The organism is Tychonema sp. LEGE 06208 (genome assembly GCF_015207505.1).
Classification (GTDB): domain Bacteria; phylum Cyanobacteriota; class Cyanobacteriia; order Cyanobacteriales; family Microcoleaceae; genus Microcoleus.
Genome location: NZ_JADEWT010000010.1, coordinates 54,619 through 72,861, shown reverse-complemented (window position 1 = coordinate 72,861; position 18,243 = coordinate 54,619). Strand labels below are relative to the sequence as shown.

At 43.7% G+C, this 18,243-nt stretch carries 8 protein-coding genes; 6 read left to right on the top strand and 2 right to left on the bottom strand.

Features of this window, described 5'->3' with window-relative positions:
- Window positions 1-325 precede the first annotated feature (325 nt).
- The gene (locus IQ263_RS04655; RefSeq protein ID WP_194066392.1) at window positions 326-1,768 is read left to right on the top strand and encodes a cytochrome ubiquinol oxidase subunit I; all 1,443 of its coding nucleotides are present in this window, start codon (window positions 326-328) and stop codon (window positions 1,766-1,768) included.
- Window positions 1,769-1,776: 8 nt separating this feature from the next.
- Entirely contained in the window at window positions 1,777-2,787 is a 1,011-nt protein-coding gene (gene cydB, locus IQ263_RS04650) for a cytochrome d ubiquinol oxidase subunit II (RefSeq protein ID WP_194066391.1), read from the top strand.
- Window positions 2,788-2,825: 38 nt separating this feature from the next.
- On the opposite strand, the gene IQ263_RS04645 is transcribed toward cydB, so the two are convergent.
- Both IQ263_RS04645 and IQ263_RS04640 read right to left on the bottom strand, forming a co-directional pair.
- Window positions 2,826-4,022 carry a methanobactin export MATE transporter MbnM gene (locus tag IQ263_RS04645; RefSeq protein ID WP_194066390.1) on the bottom strand — a complete coding sequence of 399 codons (1,197 nt, stop codon included), beginning with the start codon at window positions 4,020-4,022 and terminating at the stop codon, window positions 2,826-2,828.
- A gap of 321 nt (window positions 4,023-4,343) precedes the next feature.
- Entirely contained in the window at window positions 4,344-5,294 is a 951-nt protein-coding gene (locus IQ263_RS04640) for an MbnP family copper-binding protein (RefSeq protein ID WP_194066389.1), read from the bottom strand.
- A gap of 215 nt (window positions 5,295-5,509) precedes the next feature.
- Between IQ263_RS04640 and IQ263_RS04635 the strand changes: the two genes are divergently transcribed.
- The 4 genes from IQ263_RS04635 (at window position 5,510) to IQ263_RS04620 (ending at window position 18,224) form a co-directional block, all read left to right on the top strand.
- Complete coding sequence (locus tag IQ263_RS04635) at window positions 5,510-5,932, top strand: BlaI/MecI/CopY family transcriptional regulator (protein ID WP_194066388.1); 423 nt, start codon at window positions 5,510-5,512, stop codon at window positions 5,930-5,932.
- Entirely contained in the window at window positions 5,932-6,771 is an 840-nt protein-coding gene (locus IQ263_RS04630) for a M56 family metallopeptidase (RefSeq protein ID WP_194066387.1), read from the top strand. Before IQ263_RS04635 ends, IQ263_RS04630 begins: the two co-directional genes overlap by 1 nt.
- A gap of 528 nt (window positions 6,772-7,299) precedes the next feature.
- The gene (locus IQ263_RS04625; protein ID WP_194066386.1) at window positions 7,300-12,669 is read left to right on the top strand and encodes a trifunctional serine/threonine-protein kinase/ATP-binding protein/sensor histidine kinase; all 5,370 of its coding nucleotides are present in this window, start codon (window positions 7,300-7,302) and stop codon (window positions 12,667-12,669) included.
- A 71-nt stretch (window positions 12,670-12,740) separates the two neighbouring features.
- The gene (locus IQ263_RS04620) at window positions 12,741-18,224 is read left to right on the top strand and encodes a trifunctional serine/threonine-protein kinase/ATP-binding protein/sensor histidine kinase (protein ID WP_194066385.1); all 5,484 of its coding nucleotides are present in this window, start codon (window positions 12,741-12,743) and stop codon (window positions 18,222-18,224) included.
- Window positions 18,225-18,243: the final 19 nt, after the last annotated feature.

Here is an 18,243-nt window from a genome sequence, read left to right as displayed (position 1 = left end):
AATATCTAGCACTACTTTATGAAATTAGTATAGAGGCGGGTAAACCTGCCAATAAATGCCTAAAACCCACAACCTCATAAACCCGCCCCCACCCAACCTTCGGTAATATCATATACGCTCTTCATCAGAATCATTCATCTCTCTCTTCTCTTTCTCTGCGTTCTCTGCGTTCTCTGCGGTTAAATCATTCCGATCAAATCTGTATAAAACCTTAAAAATTCCCAACCCTACAAAATATCAGAAATTTTTACATTACATTATAACCAGTGTCAATTCTGGAAATTGTTCAAACTAACCTCTCTTGAACTGACTAAAGGATATAACAATGGATATCTTATCAAACACCGTCGCGCTATCGCGGATGCAATTTGCGCTAACGGCAATATTCCATATGCTGTGGCCAGTTCTGACTACCGGAATGGGGATTTATCTAGTAATTGTTGAAGGAATGTGGCTGAAAACTCGCAATCCTGACTACTACCACCACGCTCGTTTTTGGTCGAAACTCTACGTCCTCAATTTTGGGATTGGTGTAGCTTCAGGAATTCCCATGGAATTTCAATTTGGCACGAATTGGGCCCCATTTTCGGAAGCTGTTGGTGACTTTTTTGGCAGCATTTTAGGCTTTGAAGCTTCAATGGCATTTATGCTAGAAGCAGGCTTTTTAGGAATTATGCTATTCGGTTGGGAGCGCGTTCACCCGATCGTCCATTATTTCGCTACAATCATGGTAGCCTTCGGCGCAAACCTTTCCACAGTCTGGATTTTAGTCGCCAACTCTTGGCTGCAAACTCCAGCGGGCGGAGAAATGGTCAACGGCAAATTTATTGTCAGCGATTACTTTCAAGCAATTCTCAACCCCTTCGCATTAAACAGCATTCTGCATATGTTTTTTGCGACGTTAGAAACTTCACTGTTTGTAATTGGCGGCATTAGCGCTTGGTACATTCTTAACAAGCGCAACCAAGCCTTTTTTTCCAAATCATTAAAAATTGCCATAGCCACAGCAATCGCCGTTGCACCTTTGCAGATATTCATCGGACATTTGAGCGCCGAACAAGTTTATCGCTATCAACCCACTAAATTAGCTGCGATTGAAGCTAAGTGGGAAACCTCCCCAGCCGGAGAGTCAGCCGATTGGACTTTAATGGCTTTACCTAACGAAAAAGCTCAAAAAAATGACTGGGAAATTAAGATTCCCAATGGCTTAGGATACGTTCTAGAATTCAAGCAAAAACTATCCGAACCAGTTCTCGGATTAAAAGAATGGAAGCCCGAAGATAGACCAAGAATGGTGGGTTTAATCTACTATTCTTTCCGCATCATGTCCGGCATTGGATTCTTTTTTCTAGGATTGATGTTATTCAGTATAATTCAGTGGCTGCGAGGCAAACTTTCGCCCGAAAATATCAGCAATCAACCTTGGCTGCTGCGGGCTTGGGTATTAGCTGCACCGCTGGGATATATTGCCGTAGAATCGGGTTGGATAGTGCGCTGTGTCGGCCGACAACCGTGGGTTTTATACGGGCAAATTCGCACTGCTGATGGTGTATCGAACATCCCCGCTAGCAATGTTTTAACTTCCCTCATCTGCTTTGCCGTTATCTACAGCTTTTTGTTTGTTTGTGCGATGTATTTCGGCAGCAGAATTATCCGCAAAGGGCCGAATTTAAATCTACCGGTGCCGGGATTAGAGAATGAACCCGCCATCGAAACTCAACCCGCAGAACATATTCCCAATCAACGTCCAGCCGAAGCACAACAATAGGAGATTTTATGCAAGCTTTGGAGCATTTTCTCCCGCAAGTTTGGTTTGTAGTCTTGGCTCTATTTCTACTCCTCTACGTCATGCTAGACGGTTTTGATTTGGGAGTTGGAATCTTGTCTTTGACTGCTTCTGACGAGGAACGCAGGGGCATTTTAATGACCAGTCTGGGCAACGTTTGGGATGCTAACGAAACGTGGCTGGTGTTGATGGGAGGCGCTCTGTTTGGCGCATTTCCCCTCGCTTACGGCACGATTTTGACTGCTTTGTACATACCGATTTGCATGATGCTTTTTGGTTTGATATTTCGGGCTGTCGCCTTTGAATTTCGCGAGCATTCTAACCGGAAAAAATTTTGGAATTATGCTTTTGGGGTCGGCAGTTTTTTGGCTGCTTTAGCTCAAGGATTTGCCCTCGGTGCGGTGCTTGAAGGCATTGCGGTGGATGAGGCTGGGCATTTTGTGGGGACAACTTGGGATTGGCTGGATTGGCGATCGATCTTGGTGGCTTTGACGCTGGTTCAAGGCTATGTTTTGATCGGTTCCACCTATCTAATTATGAAGACTGACGGAGAACTGCAAACAAATCACTATCGCACTGCTAAAATTGCGGCGGTGACGACTTTAATCGGAGCAGTTTTAATTACGATCGCCACTCCGGTTTTTTACGAAAGTATCAGGGCGAGATTGTTTGAAAAACCGCTAGTTTATGTGTTTGTGGCGATTCCTTTGCTGGGATTGCTGCTGGTAGGAATGCTCCTAAAAAGTTTAGCAAAAAAAGAAGAAAAAACGCCGTTTCTGTGGACAATATTAATTTTTTTGCTAAGTTTTATCGGCTTGGGATTGATTGTTTTTCCCTACATTATTCCGACCAAAATTACGATTTACCAAGCCGCAGCTTCCCCCAGCGCCCTGGTGTTTATGATTGTGTTTATTGGCTTTTTGATCCCGATCATGATTTTTTACAACATCTACAATTACATTGTATTTCGGGGTAAGGTTACTGGCGGCTACGGCGAATAAAATAGGTTCGTAGTGAGGACGATCCTCCTCCTAAAAATTTAAGGACTAAAGTCTTCACTGCGAACGAATGGGTCGCTAAAAGCAGATTTTGTGATAAATTTTTCATCTGTTAAACTGTGCAAAAAAGCCAACAAATCCCGCTGTTCTTGTACGTTGAGTTTGAACCCAGAAACAAAGTTACTTTTGAGCGGATTTTCGCTACCTATTCCCGCCAATTCTCCTTTTTTAATAGTTCTACCGCCCGCTTTGTAGTGGCCGATAACTTCGGGCAAGGTTTTGATACTTCCGTCGTGCATATAAGGTGCTGTCAAAGCAATATTTCGCAGGGTTGGTGCTTTGAATTTGCCCATGTCTGAGGGTTCGCTGGTGATTTCGTATACTCCAGTATTGTTGGGCGGATAAGCGCCTTTTCCATCAATATTGTACAATCCTGTATTGTGAAAGGCTATTTCTTTGAAAGCTAGGCGATCGTGCGCGATCGAATCTGAGAAGTTTAGTCCGCCGTGACAGTGAAAGCATTCTAAACGTTCGCTGTTAAATAATTCTTCGCCCCGCTTGGCTGAAGCTGAAATCGCGCCGGAGTCGCCGCTGTAGCGGTATCGATCGTAGGGAGAACTGAGGGAAATTAAAGTGCGTTCAAAAGAGGCGATCGCCCTTGCTAAATTGCTAATATTAATAGGATTGGGTTGTTGAGTAAAAGCTGCCGCAAACATTTTTTGGTATTGCGAATCCGATCGCAATATTAGCAAAAGTTCCTCTTCTTTACCAACCATTCCCATTTCTACGGGATGTTCGCCAAACAAAGGTACTAATAGCTGAGATTCGAGTTTATTTTGTAGCGGGTTTGCCCAAGTCAGCACGGAATTGTAGCCAATGTTGGCTAAACTCATAGCATTGCGCGGATGTTTTTCTCCGGTTGCGCCGACTCCTAGCGTTTTTCCGTCGGTAAAAGCTTTGGCTTGAATGTGACAGGAAGCGCAGGAAAATTCACCGGTGACTGACAGGCGTTTTTCGTAGAAAAGATGCCTGCCTAATTCAACTTTTTCTTGGCTGATTGGGTTGTCGGCTGGTACAATTGGTTTTGGTATTCCAGCGGGAATGTTCCAATTGTAAGTAGGATCGGGTGGATTTGCTAAACTGGAATTTGTGGAGGATAATACTGCACTCAAACTCATTGCTAGGAAGCATGATAAAATGCAGATAATAGTCAGATTTGATAATTTTTTCCGCTTCATTTGATGTTTTGTAGGTAGCCGGCGGTTTGACAATTACATAGAGATTGAGGTGTGTCATAAACAGAGGCAGAGCCTCCGGATCTGCATTACTAGGCAGAGCCTGGTAACGAGCAATTTCACATTACCACAAGACCTCTCTTCCCTCTTCTCTCTGCGCTCTCTGCGCCCTCTGCGGTAAAAAAAAGGCGTTGCTGATTCTAAATATGAATCAACTTTGCGCTTGATGTTACAAAGCTCACCATACTTGGCTTATAGCAATTGGGAAATCTTGAATTCATATTTGTATTCAGCAACGCCGCAATTTAAATGCGCGACAGCTTATTACTTAACTTGAAAGAAAGTTTGTCCCCCAGCAGGTTTTTCTCCAAATGTCAAACCTAAGTTTTTCATGATTCCGGCGCAGTCGCCATCCTTCGGTTCCGACATACATCCGGGCGGAGTATTGGGTTGATTTGCTGTTAAATTAGTTTGAGAAACTAGGGAGTTCAAGTCAGCAATAACTGTATTTTTAGTTGAATCGAAGTTGCTAAAAATTACTTGTGATTTGTTAGGATTGGCACAGCTAGTCGGCTTTTGATTGTTGCCTTCAGCTTTGCATCCCGTGCTACCTAAATGAATCATAAAACCGTGCAATCCGCCACCGTGACTGCTGCCGTGATTGCCTGCGTTGTGAGCAATTTGGCGGCTTTCTGTGCCTGATTTACCGTCGGGGTTTTTGTCAGCCATGTGATTTTTCATGTCAATCCTCAGAAATTTGTAGCCGCCGCGCCAGTTCCACCACAGGGATGTTAAATTGAGGGGAGAAGGTGCTAGACTTGCGTCTTCGTGATTGAGGGTAAAAGGTACGCCGAGGGTGAATTGCAGGCCTTTGTAGTTGCCTTTGGGTATGGTACCGATTACTCGATCGCGAATTTCGACTGTTCCGTTAGCGCAATCACCGGATTTATTTTCAAAGTCTAGCAAAGCCACATTTTGATGCTGCCATTTGCCGTCTTGTTTGAGAGTCAGCGGTACAGCTTTGCCACTACCGTCAATTAAAGCAAATTCGGATACATAAAAGCGGAAATCTGTAGGTGTAACGGTAGCAGCCGAAGTGCCTAAATTGCTGTAGCTTTCGCCACAGTTAAAGGATTTTTCGCCTACCGTTGCGCTAAATTTAATTTCGATTTCTTGAGTTTCTGCGGCTGTGGCTTGATCCCTGTCAATCGCCAAAAAGCTACCCAAAATAGCTGCGCCTGCCAAGGTTGAAGCCCAGATTAGTTGTTTTTTCATTTAGGGATACTTAAAATACTAACTCAGGTAATTCCGGCCTGATTTTTACACTTTTTGCTGCAACTGTCAAATGACGGCTTGTCAAACTTATAAATAGCCAAGTGATTAAGCCTTTCTAAAGAAACAGTCGATAAAAAGCCTTAATGATGTATTGTCGATCGATAATTAATTAATTATATTATCCCTAAAATCTCAAACCTCCAATCTAAAATTACATGAATCCTCTGCCGAATTATCGCCCCAAGCAACTTTCTCTCGGCCCTTTGGAGGCTGAGATTTTAAATATAGTTTGGGAGCTAGAAATTGCTACAGTCAAAGACGTGCACGATCGCATTTTAGCCGATCCGGATCGCGAATTAGCCTACGCTTCAGTAACAACAGTGCTGCGCCGCCTGACAGACAAGGGTTGGCTGGTTTGTAACAAAAGCGAAAGGACATTCACTTGGCAACCTTTAGTTTCTGGCGAAGAAGCCCGATCGCTTTTTGCTTACGATCGCCTACAAAAGTTCCTAGCAGTTGGCAATCCCGATATTGTAGCAGCATTTGCTGACAGCCTCGACCAAGCAACAGTCGAACAATTACAAGAAATTTCCCTTCGCATTCAAGCTGTCCGCCAAGCCCGGGAGGAGCCAAAATAATGCACTTAATCCTGATTGTTACCGCCTTGGTTGCAGCTTGTTCTTTGAGAATTAGATGGTCTGTTCCTCAAGGAAATTGGGCCCGTCGCTGGCAGCGATCGCTCTTATTTTTCTTGTTTCCCCCGCTGCTGTTGTTTGCGACAGCTATCGCAGTGATTTTCATGGGAACTCAGGGACAAATGGTAAGATTGTGGGACGGATGGTTGAGCTATTTGTTAGCTGTAATTTTTTCCCTTGTTGCTGCAATCTTGTGCATCAAGCTAGCGGTAGATGGCCATCTATTTTTAAAGCGAATTCGCACCTGTCCTCAAAAAAGAATAGCCGGAAAAAATGTCAGAATTCTCGACACCCCTGCTCTATTTTCTGCTATAATTGGTTTTTGGCAAGCCGAATTTGCAGTCAGTACGGGATTGTTGAAAACCCTAGACTCAGCTCACCTGCAAGCAGTAATTGCTCACGAACAAGCGCACTACTATTATCGGGATACGTTCTGGTTTTTTTGGTTGGGATGGCTGCGAAAAATTACTGTGTGGCTGCCGAATACACAAGCTTTGTGGGAAGAGTTATTAACGCTGCGGGAATTGCGGGCTGATGCTAAGGCGGCGGCGGGAGTGGATGGTTTATTGTTAGCAGAAGCTTTGCTGTTAGTAGCGAGTTATCCGCACCGAAATTTTGATGAAGATTGCGTAGTTGGTGCTGTCGGTTCGCAAAATAGATTGGGAGAGAGAATAGAGGCGCTGTTGGCAGAGCCTGAATTAGTTTTAAAGGTGAATAAGTGGTTTTTTGCTTGGCTACTTTTAACACTTTTACCTTTGTTGACGGTGCCGTTTCACAGTTGATTGATACCAAACCTGGGTTTTGGAACCCCTCGATCGACCAGTCAATCTTCGGCTGACGAAAGTTGAACTTGCTAGACCCTTGAAACCGTCCCCGTCATAACTCAATAAGCGATTGTTAAGCTGTTAATTCCCGGAGATAGCCCTCGCATCTGCATGATTGTCGGGGGATGAAAGAGCAACTTCTTGTCCGCACCTTGATTCGGGGGGCTAGGGGGGATTTGTCTGGGAGCATCTCATATTTATAAAAACACTTCTTTTGACTCCTTCTTTCTTGCTCTTTCCTCCTGTCTCCTGTCTCCTGTCTCAAAACTCCAATTTCTAGCTTAGCTGCTTTCGTTGAGATACTCCCTCAGACTATCTTGATAGAGCGCCATCTTTTTATTCAAAAGTTAAAAAGCATAAAAGCGGTATAGTTTGTAGGCTGGGGATTTCGCAGTTTTATTTTCCTCAGACTAGATCAATAAAAGTGTATACTTAGTGACAAGAGTCAATGTCATCTGAGATGGAGTAATCCAGAGGAGTACCGCAGTGGATTTGACAAACCGAATTTCTGGATATCATCTAGTTGAGCAATTATACTGTGGTTCGAGAACCCTAGTTTATCGAGCCATTCGAGAAACAGATCGGCTTCCGGTTGTCATTAAACTATTAAATCGAGACTATCCCAGCTTTAGCGAACTGCTGCAATTCCGCAACCAGTACACCATCGCCAAAAATCTACGTATGCCGGGAGTCGTTGAACCCTACAATTTAGAGTCCTATCGCCACAGCTATGCCCTCGTGATGGAGGATTTTGGTGGCATTTCTCTGCGAGACTATGCCCAAGAACGGAAGCTGACTCTAGCAGAAATCTTGGAAATTGCCATTCAAATAACTGACATTCTTGACGGACTGTACCGAAACAGAGTCATTCACAAAGATATTAAGCCAGCTAACGTCCTGATTTATCCCGAAACTAAACAAGTCAAACTGATTGACTTTAGCATCGCCTCCCTACTGCCGAAAGAAACTCAAGAAATTCAAAATCCCAACGTTTTAGAGGGAACTCTCGCCTATATTTCTCCCGAACAAACCGGACGCATGAACCGAGGCATCGACTACCGCACCGACTTTTATTCTCTGGGAGCCACATTTTATGAACTGCTAACAGGAAAACTGCCATTTGAATGTGACGATCCGATGGAGTTGGTTCACTGCCATATTGCCAAAAAACCTCCTTCAATCAACAGCAAAGAAATCCCGCAGGTAGTGTCGGATATTGTGATGAAGTTGATGGCAAAAAATGCCGAACAGCGCTATCAAAGTGCCTTGGGATTGAAGAATGACTTAGAACGATGTTTGCAGCAGTGGCAAGAAACTGGGAACATTGAGACTTTTGATTTAGGAACGCGGGATGTATGCGATCGCTTTTTAATTCCCGAAAAGCTTTATGGTCGAGAACGAGAAATACAGCAACTTTTAGCAGCCTTTGAACGAGTAGCACAAGGGAACAGCGAAATGATGCTCGTTGCAGGCTTTTCCGGCATAGGAAAAACCGTTGTGGTCAATGAAGTTCACAAACCCATTGTCCGACAGCACGGCTATTTCATTAAAGGTAAATTTGACCAGTTCAATCGCAATATTCCCTTTTCGGCATTTGTGCAAGCATTCCGCGATTTAATGACACAATTGCTCAGTGAAAGCGATCTCCAACTCCAAGCATGGAAAACCAAAATTTTAGCAGCCCTCGGTGACAACGGACAAGTCATTATTGAAGTAATTCCCGAACTGGAATGGATTATCGGACAACAACCCCCAGCCCAAGAATTGTCGGGGATTGCCGCTCAAAATCTCTTCAATTTACTATTCCAAAAATTTATCTCTGTCTTTACCACAAAAGAGCATCCCTTAGTGATTTTTATGGATGATTTGCAGTGGGTAGATTCGGCATCGTTAAAGTTGATGCAGTTGCTCGTAGGGGAATCGCAGTCCAGTCACTTGCTACTAATTGGAGCCTATCGAGACAATGAAGTTTCCCCCGCTCATCCCCTGATATTAACCCTAGATGAAGTCACTAAAGCAGGGGCAACTGTCAATACCATCACACTTGCACCGCTCGATCGAACCAGTTTGAATCAATTGGTGGCAGATACGCTAACTTGTTTGCCTAAATTGGCAGAACCGCTGACGGAATTAGTGGCTCGGAAGACAAAAGGAAACCCATTTTTTGCGACGCAGTTTCTCAAGGCATTGCATCAAGATGAATTGATTACTTTCAATGTCAAAGCTGGATATTGGCAGTGCGATATTAGCAAAGTTACAGAAGCCGCACAGACGGATGATGTAGTTGAATTCATGGCACAGCAGTTACAGAAATTGCCCGTTGAAACTCAGTCAGTTTTAAAATTAGCCGCTTGCATTGGCAATCAATTCGATCTGACAACATTAGCAATTGTTTCGCAAATTTCGGAGACAGAAGCAGCAACCGCATTGTGGAAAACTTTACAGGAAGGTTTTGTTTTACCTCAGAGTGAAGTTTATAAATTTTATATTGGGGTAGAAAATATTTCTCAATCTACTTCTCAAACGGTTGCCTATCGCTTCTTGCACGATCGCGTCCAGCAAGCTGCTTATTCTTTGATTCCCCAAGCCGATCGCGCGATCGCCCATTATCAAATCGGGCAACTGCTGCTGCAACAGATTTCACCAGAAGCTAGAGAAGAACGCATTTTTGAATTAGTCAATCAATTAAATTACGGAACGACGCTGGTTGTAGAACAAACAGAACGAGACGATTTAGCACAACTCAACCTCATTGCTTGTCGCAAAGCCCGATCGGCAACTGCCTATCAAGCAGCCCGCGAATATGCCACAGTGGGGCTGCAACTGCTGGGAACAGACGCTTGGGAACGGCATTACGAAATCACCCTATCCCTGCACGACTTAGCTGCCGAGGTGGCTTTCTTGGCTGGCGATTTTGAGCAGATGCACCAGTGGATTGAAGCGGTGATCGATCGTGCGAAAACGCCTTTAGAACGGGTACAAGTTTATCAAGTCAAAATTCAGGCATTGGTAGCCCTCAATAAATTTTTAGAGGCGATCGCGATCGGTCAATCTGTCTTCCAAATGTTGGGAGTGAACCTGCCAGACAGCCCAACGTTAGAGGATATTCGACCGCTTAAGCAGGAAATCGATGCCTTAATTGGCGATCGGTCAATTGAGACATTCATTCATCTGCCAAACATGACTGATGCCCAGCAGTTAGCCATTATGCAAAATGCGGCTCGTCTTACACCCGTCTGTTACATGACAGGCTCAATGCTCTATTTCCTAATAGTTGCGCTACAAGTCAAATTATCAATTCAATTTGGCAACAGTCCTGTTTCGGCTTATTGCTACGCTGGTTACGCCTTCCAACTGAGAATTCTGTGGGGAGACATGACAAAGGTGCCTCAGTTTGGGCAATTAGGATACCAACTCGCCTCAGAACCAGATGCCAAAAATATTCGATCGGCAACAGCCCTGTTAATGGGGGGATATGTTGGTCTGTGGACTATCCATTTGCAAGAAACGCTGCCAATTCTTCTCGATGGATATCAAGCAGGATTGGAAACTGGGAATCTAGAATTTCTGGGCTACGACGCACAGTTGTACTGCTTGAATGCCTACTGGTGCGGTCAACCGCTAAGTGAACTCGAACCCCAAATTCGCGCTTATTACCAACAGTTGTGCGACCTCCACCAAGTCACAGCAGCAAACTGTGTTTTGGCGTACTTGCAGGCGGCTCAAATTCTCTTGGGTCAGTCAGAGGACGAGATTCCCTTACGCCAGGATGACTATGAAGAAAAAGTCCTGGCCCAGGCAAAAGTCGATTTTTATCGATTATCCTACTTTTACCTGTATCGATTCACATTGAATTACTGGTTGGAAGACTTTCCTAAAGCAGAACACGATGCTGCTCAAACCCGACAGTATTTGGCTGGAGGGATGGGAAGTATCGTTGAACCGATCTTATACCTCTATGATTCTCTGACTGTGCTGGCCACTCCTGGTGAATCGAAAACTGAGTCGGAGCCTCGATGGCAGCGAATGCAAGAAAATCAAGCAAAGTTAAAAGAATGGGCGCATTATGCTCCCATGAATTACTTGCACAAATACCATTTAGTTGAAGCCCAAAAGCATCAATTACTCAATTGCAAAACAGAAGCTCTAGAATTTTACGATTTAGCAATTCAAGGAGCCAAAGAAAACGGTTATACCCAAGAAGAAGCATTAGCCAACGAACTCGCAGCCAAATTCTACTTGGAATGGGGCAAAGAAAAAGTTGCCGCCAGCTATATGCAGGAAGCGTATTACTGTTATGCTCGTTGGGGTGCTAAAGCGAAAGTTGAAGACTTAGAACAACGCTATCCGCAGTTACTTCATCCCATCCTGAATCAGCCCAAACTTCGCTTTAATCCCCTAGAGACGCTGGCAACGATTAGCCGCTCTTCGCATACTTCCAGTAATAGCAGCACCAGTATTTCTGATGCCCTTGATTTCGCATCTATTGTGCAAGCGGCTCAAGCTTTATCCAGTAAAATTCAGATTGATGAATTGCTCAGCACCCTCAACCAAATTATTTTAAAAACTTCTGGGGCCGAAACTTGTGCTTTGCTACTTCCCCATCAGGATGAATGGCAAATCCGGGCAATAACTCACATCAATCTAGATAACCAGCCACCCACAACTCTACTGCAAACCCAACCTCTAGATGGCTCGGCGGTGATTCCGCTCAAGCTGGTTTATTATGTCAAACATACCCTGGAAACTGTGGTTATTGAAGGTGGCAAAACCGATATTCCCGGTTTAATGAATGACTGTACGCTCCAGTATCAGTCTCAGAGTATGCTATGTACTCCGATTCTCGATCGCGGGAACTTAGTTGGCATACTTTATCTGGAACATCGATCGACAAAAGGAGTGTTTACTCGCGATCGCCTCCTCGTCCTCAACTTCCTCTGCACCCAGGCTGCCATTTCCCTAGAAAATGCGCGATTGTATCAGCAAGCCCAGGACTATGCCTACCAGGTGGAACAATCACAACTGCAATTAGTACAGAGCGAAAAAATGTCCGCCTTGGGCAATTTAGTAGCGGGGGTAGCCCATGAAATTAATAATCCAGTCGGATTTATTTCTGGTAATATTCATGAAGCGATCGCCGCCGTCAAAGATATTACAGAATACCTGCAACTCTACCAAGAAAAATTTTCCAGTCCGGGTGACGAAATCGAAGAAAAAGCAGAAGAGATGGACATTGAATATCTCTTAGAAGATTTACCCAAAATGTTGAATTCTATGCAAGTCGGGTGCGATCGCATCCAAGGTATCAGCACCAGTCTTCGTACCTTTTCCAGAGCCGACAAAGACTACAAAATTCCTTTCAATATTCATGACGGAATTGACAGTACGATTTTGATTCTCAAACACCGATTGAAAGCCAACGAACAGCGTCCAGCGATTGAAGTTGTCAAAGAGTATGGGAACTTGCCATCAGTTGAGTGCTTCCCCGGACAATTAAATCAGGTGTTTATGAATATATTGGCGAATGCCATTGATGCACTGGAAGAATCAAATCGGGAAGGGAGTTTTGAGAAGATTAAAGCACCAGCCAATTGCATCACAATTCGGACAGAAATGAAGTCTAAGGAGTGGGTGACTATTCGCATTTCTGACAACGGGCAAGGGATAGCAGATGAGGTAAAAGCAAATATTTTTGACCACTTATTTACAACCAAAAGCGTGGGAAAAGGCACGGGATTAGGATTGGCGATCGCACGTCAAATTATCGTCGAAAAACATAGCGGTTCCATTCAAGTCAACTCTCTACTAGGAGAAGGGACCGAATTTCTCATCACCTTACCCCTGAAGGCAGAATAAGTTAATTTTTCCCTAGCATTCAGACTAATCTAACCCATTACTCACCCATCAATTCTCAAACAACAACAGCTATGAATAACTCTAACAGAAATAGCAACACTCACACAACCATTCAAATTCCCAACTATGAAATTCTCGACACAGTTTATTCAGGAAGTCGCACCTTGGTATATCGAGCTATCCGTATCAACGATCGATTACCTGTTGTCATCAAACTCCTAAAAAGTGACTATCCGAGCTTTAGCGAACTGGTGGAGTTCCGCAATCAATATACCATTGCCAAAAACCTTTTTCAACCTGGAATCATCCAAACCTATAGTCTCGAACCCTATCAAAATGGCTATGCGTTAGTGATGGAAGACTTTGGAGGTATTTCTCTTCAAGAATGGGCCCTGAAAGGAGAAAAAAAAATATATTTGAGGGAGTTTTTAGATGTCGCGATCGCCCTCTGCAATACCTTAGATATATTGTATCGCGCTCGCATTATTCATAAAGATATTAAACCCAGTAATATTTTAATAAATCCCGAGACCAAACAAGTCAAATTAATTGACTTTAGTATCGCCTCTCTACTACCACGAGAAACGCCAAGTTTGATGAATCTCAATGTATTAGAAGGAACACTTGCTTATATTTCCCCAGAACAAACAGGTCGAATGAATCGGGGAATTGACTATCGGAGTGACTTTTATTCTTTAGGTGTAACTTTCTATGAATTACTGACAGGGAAATTACCATTTCAATCAAACGATCCGATGGAATTGGTGCATTGTCACTTAGCACAAACTGCCATCCCAGTCTCTAAAATTGAGCCTAATATCCCGTTAGTTTTATCTAAAATAATTAGTAAGTTAATGGCGAAAAATGCCGAAGGACGGTATCAGAGTAGCTTGGGAATCAAGCACGATCTAGAATTGTGTCTAGGTCAATTACAAACAACCGGAAATATCGAATCTTTTGCACTCGGAAAAAGAGATATTAGCGATCGCTTCCTCATCCCTGAAAAACTCTACGGTAGAGAAACCGAAGTGCAAAGTTTACTGGATGCCTTCGTTCGCGTAGCATCCCCCCAAGAGAATCAGGTCAGCCAAGACAAAGCCAAACTAATGTTAGTAGCGGGTTTCTCAGGGATTGGTAAAACCGCCGTCATTAATGAAGTTCACAAGCCCATTGTCAAACAACGAGGCTATTTTATTAAAGGCAAATATAACCAGTTTCAGCGAAATATTCCCTTGGCTGCATTCGTGGGAGCCTTCCGAGATTTAATGGGGCAATTGCTTGGTGAATCAGATGCACAACTGCAAGCCTGGAAAAACGAGATTCTCGAAGCCGTTGGCGATAGCGGACAAGTCTTAATTGAGGTGATTCCCGAACTGGAACGCATTATTGGAACTCAACCCCCAGCCACAGAACTGTCGGGGAGTGCTGCCCAAAATCGCTTTAATTTACTAATGCAGAAATTTGTGCAAGTTTTTAGCCGCCAAGAACATCCCTTAGTGATGTTTTTGGATGACTTACAGTGGGCAGATTCCGCATCGTTAAAATTGCTGCAATTATTAATGGAAGGGACAGAAAATTTATTAATCTTGGGGGCGTATCGGGATAATGAAGTTTCGCCTGTGCATCCGTTGATATTGACAATCGATGATATCGTCAAAACTGGTATAACGGTGAAAACAATTACGCTTTCACCATTGAGTTTAGGAGATATGAATCAGTTAGTGTCAGATACGCTAAATTGCCAATTGTCTCTAGCTCAACCCCTAACAAAATTGGTGATCCAAAAAACCAAGGGAAACCCTTTTTTTGCCACACAATTTATTAAAGCATTGCATGAAGATGGACAGATTACTTTTGACTCAGTAACACGCTCTTGGCAGTGCGATATCGCTCAAATCAAAGCTTTAGCAATTACTGATGATGTAGTGGAGTTTCTAGCCCTGCAATTGCAGAAATTGCCAACCGAGACTCAGGATATTCTTAAACTAGCAGCTTGTATTGGGGCGCAGTTTGATTTGCATTCGCTGGCGATCGTTTCAGAAAAATCCCTAGAAGGAACAGCGAGCGATCTATGGAAAGCACTACAAGAAGGTTTGATTATTCCGAATACAGAAATCTATAAGTTCTTTATTGATTCTAACACTACCTCAGTTTTTGATGCAGCCGCTAATCCGATTTATAGATTTTTACATGACCGGGTGCAACAAGCAGCTTACTCCCTGATTCCTGACGAGCAAAAACAAGCAACTCATCTCAAAATTGGACAGTTACTTCAAGAAAAGTGTTCAGGAATAGAACGAGAAGAAAAACTGTTTGATATTGTCGAGCATTTGAATTTAGGAATTGAGTTAATTACTCAACCAGAGGAACGCGAAACCTTAGCTAAACTGAATTTGCAAGCTGGATTGAAGGCGAGAAATTCTACAGCTTACAGCGCAGCAAGAGTTTATTTGCAAACAGGGATTAACCTATTACAGACAAAATGCTGGCAACATCAGTATGAATTGATTCTCAATCTGTATGTGGCAGCAACGGAAGCCAGCTATTTGAATGCTGACTTTGCGGGTATGGAACAACTAGCGGCATTAGTTTTGCAGCAAGCACAGACCATTTTCGACAAAGTAAAAATCTACGAGATTCAAATTTCGGCACTAACTGCTCAGGGCAAAATGTTAGAGGCGATCGCGGTGGGAACAGAGGCTCTAGCGCAATTGGGGGTAGAATTCCCTACCGAAGTAGACGCAGCCAATATTGGCAAAGCCTTACAAGACCTTAAGCACCTACAAAGCGGTAGAGAGATTGCCAAACTGATTGACCTGCCCGTGATGAGCGATCGCACCGCCCAAGACGCAATACAACTGTTAGGAATATTATTTGCCCCAGTGTACATGGGAAGGCCAGGTTTAGTACCCCTCTTGAGCGCGACGATGGTGCGGTTGTCGCTCTCCTTTGGCAATGCTCCCGCCTCGATGGTCGGATACACGATTCATGGCTTGGTGCTGTGTGCCTTTTTCGGCGAAGTTGAAACAGGCTACGGGTTTGGTAAATTAGCACTCTCGTTGCTAGAGAGGTTGAATGCTCCGGGAATGAAGTCCATGATTCTAGCCCAGTTTGGGTGTTTTATCCAACATCACCAGCAAGCGCTGTTAAGAATGCTACCGACACTGAAAGAGGGCTACAGGACTGGCATGGAAACTGGCGATTTTCTCTACGCTAGCTACAACTTGTTAGTTTACGCCTATATTGCTTTTTTCGCAGGTGTAGACCTGGAAACGTTGTCATCCGAATTGGCTGCTTACAGTGCTGCTATGGTTCAAATGAAACAAGATTCGGCTCATCTTCTTATGTCATTCGTGCGACAAACGATGCAACAGTTGACAGAAACGGTGAGCCAACCAGATTGCTTAAGGGGTACTGCCTACGATGAAACGGTGATGCTGCCGAAGCATCAGCAGGATAATAATCTCACGGCGATCGCCTATACCTACATTTTCAAGCTGCAACTTGCTTACTGGTATGGCAATTATCAGGCTTGCCTCGACTATATCACCCAAGCCAAGTCCTGTTTGATGGCAGTATCAGGAATGGTTTTGATTCCCGTTTTCCATTTCTATGCTGCCCTGACGCACCTGGCAGTTGTTCCTACAAATCAACCAGAGCCAGCCTCCATGCTTGCTGATGCAGAAACTCATCAAATGATTCTGCATCAGTGGGCACAAAATGCCCCAATGAATTACTTGCATAAATGGCATTTAGTTGAGGCAGAAAAGTATCGGATTTTGGGCAACAAAGCAGAGGCGATCGAACATTACGATCGCGCCATTCAACTTGCCAAAGAAAACCAATTCCTCAACGAAGAAGCCTTAGCCAACGAAGTTGTCGCCAAATTCTATCTCGATTGGGGCAAAGAAAAAATCGCTCAATCCTACATGACTGATGCCTATTACTGTTACAGCCGCTGGGGAGCAAAAGCTAAAGTTGTTGATTTAGAAACCCGCTATCCCCAACTACTCGCACCTATACTGTCAAGACAGCCACAGTCTGCCAATCCGACCGAAAGGATGATTTCTCCAACGATCCAAAGTTCCACCTTCAATAAAACTAGCCTCTCAGAAGCCCTCGATCTAGCTACTATTATCCAAGCCTCTCAATCTCTGTCGAGTGAAATTGAGTTGGAGAAATTACTCTCAACCCTACTTCAGGTAGTACTCAAAAATGCGGGAGCCGATAAATGTGCGTTGCTGATGCCAAAAGGCAATCTCTGGGTAATTGAGGCATTATCCCAACTCGAACAGCCTGCCATTGTTTTGCGTTCGCTGCCCTTGGACGATGGTCAAACAGTACCTGTTAGCCTCATCAATCGGGTCAAAAATACTCTCTGCTTGGCTGCGATCGAGAATGCAGCGATCGAGCCAACCCTAGCGGCCGATCCCTATATTCTGCACCATTCACCCAAGAGTATTCTGTGTGCGCCAATTCTTAACCAAGGTAAGTTGATTGGCATTTTATATTTGGAAAATAACCTTACCGTGGCAGCATTTACGCGCGGGCGGCTCGAAGTTTTGAATTTATTAATGTCACAAGCAGCAATTTCCTTAGAGAATGCTAGGTTGTACACCGAACTAGAAGACAAGGTGCAAGAACGCACCAAAGCATTAAACCAAAAAAATGACCAACTGCAAACGACCTTAAAAGAATTACATCGTACCCAGACCCAGATGGTGCAAAGTGAAAAAATGTCGGCTTTGGGACAACTGGTAGCAGGGATTGCCCATGAAATTAACAACCCGATTAACTTTATTCATGGAAACGTAAATCACATTCATCAATATACACAACAGCTATTACAGTTATTAAGCTCCTATCAATCCCACTATCCTAATCCACCGGCATCCCTGCAAGCAGAGCTAGAAACTGCTGAATTGAATTTCTTGACAGAGGATTTACATAAAATACTTGAATCGATGCAACTCGGTTCTGAGCGAATTCGGCAAATTGTTCTATCTTTACGCAGCTTTTCGCGCTTGGATGAATCAGAATACAAAGCAGTGAATCTCCATGAAGGTATTGATAACACCTTAATGATTTTGCAGCATCGACTCAAAGGACAGGCAGAACATCCGGCGATTGAAATTGTCAAAAACTATGGCGATCTGCCCTTGGTCGAATGCTACGCCAGAGAAATTAACCAAGTGTTTATGAATTTGATACTGAATGCAATTGATGCCTTGGAAGAGACCAATCGAAAGCGTAGTTTCCAAGAGATTAGTACCAACCAGAATCGGATTTGGATTAGCACAGTCAAGACAGAACAAAAACAAGTGCAGATTATCATCGCCGATAACGGAGTCGGTATTCCAAAGAAAATCCTATCGCGCATATTCGATCCTTTTTTCACAACTAAACCCGTGGGTAAAGGAACAGGGTTGGGGCTGTCAATTAGCTATCAAGCGATCGCTGAAAAACATGGCGGTTCAATTAAGGTTAAATCGACACCAGGTCGAGGAACAAAATTTATTATCACCTTACCAATTCAAGCAAAACAAACAAGTTAATTTTTACCTGGCACTCAGA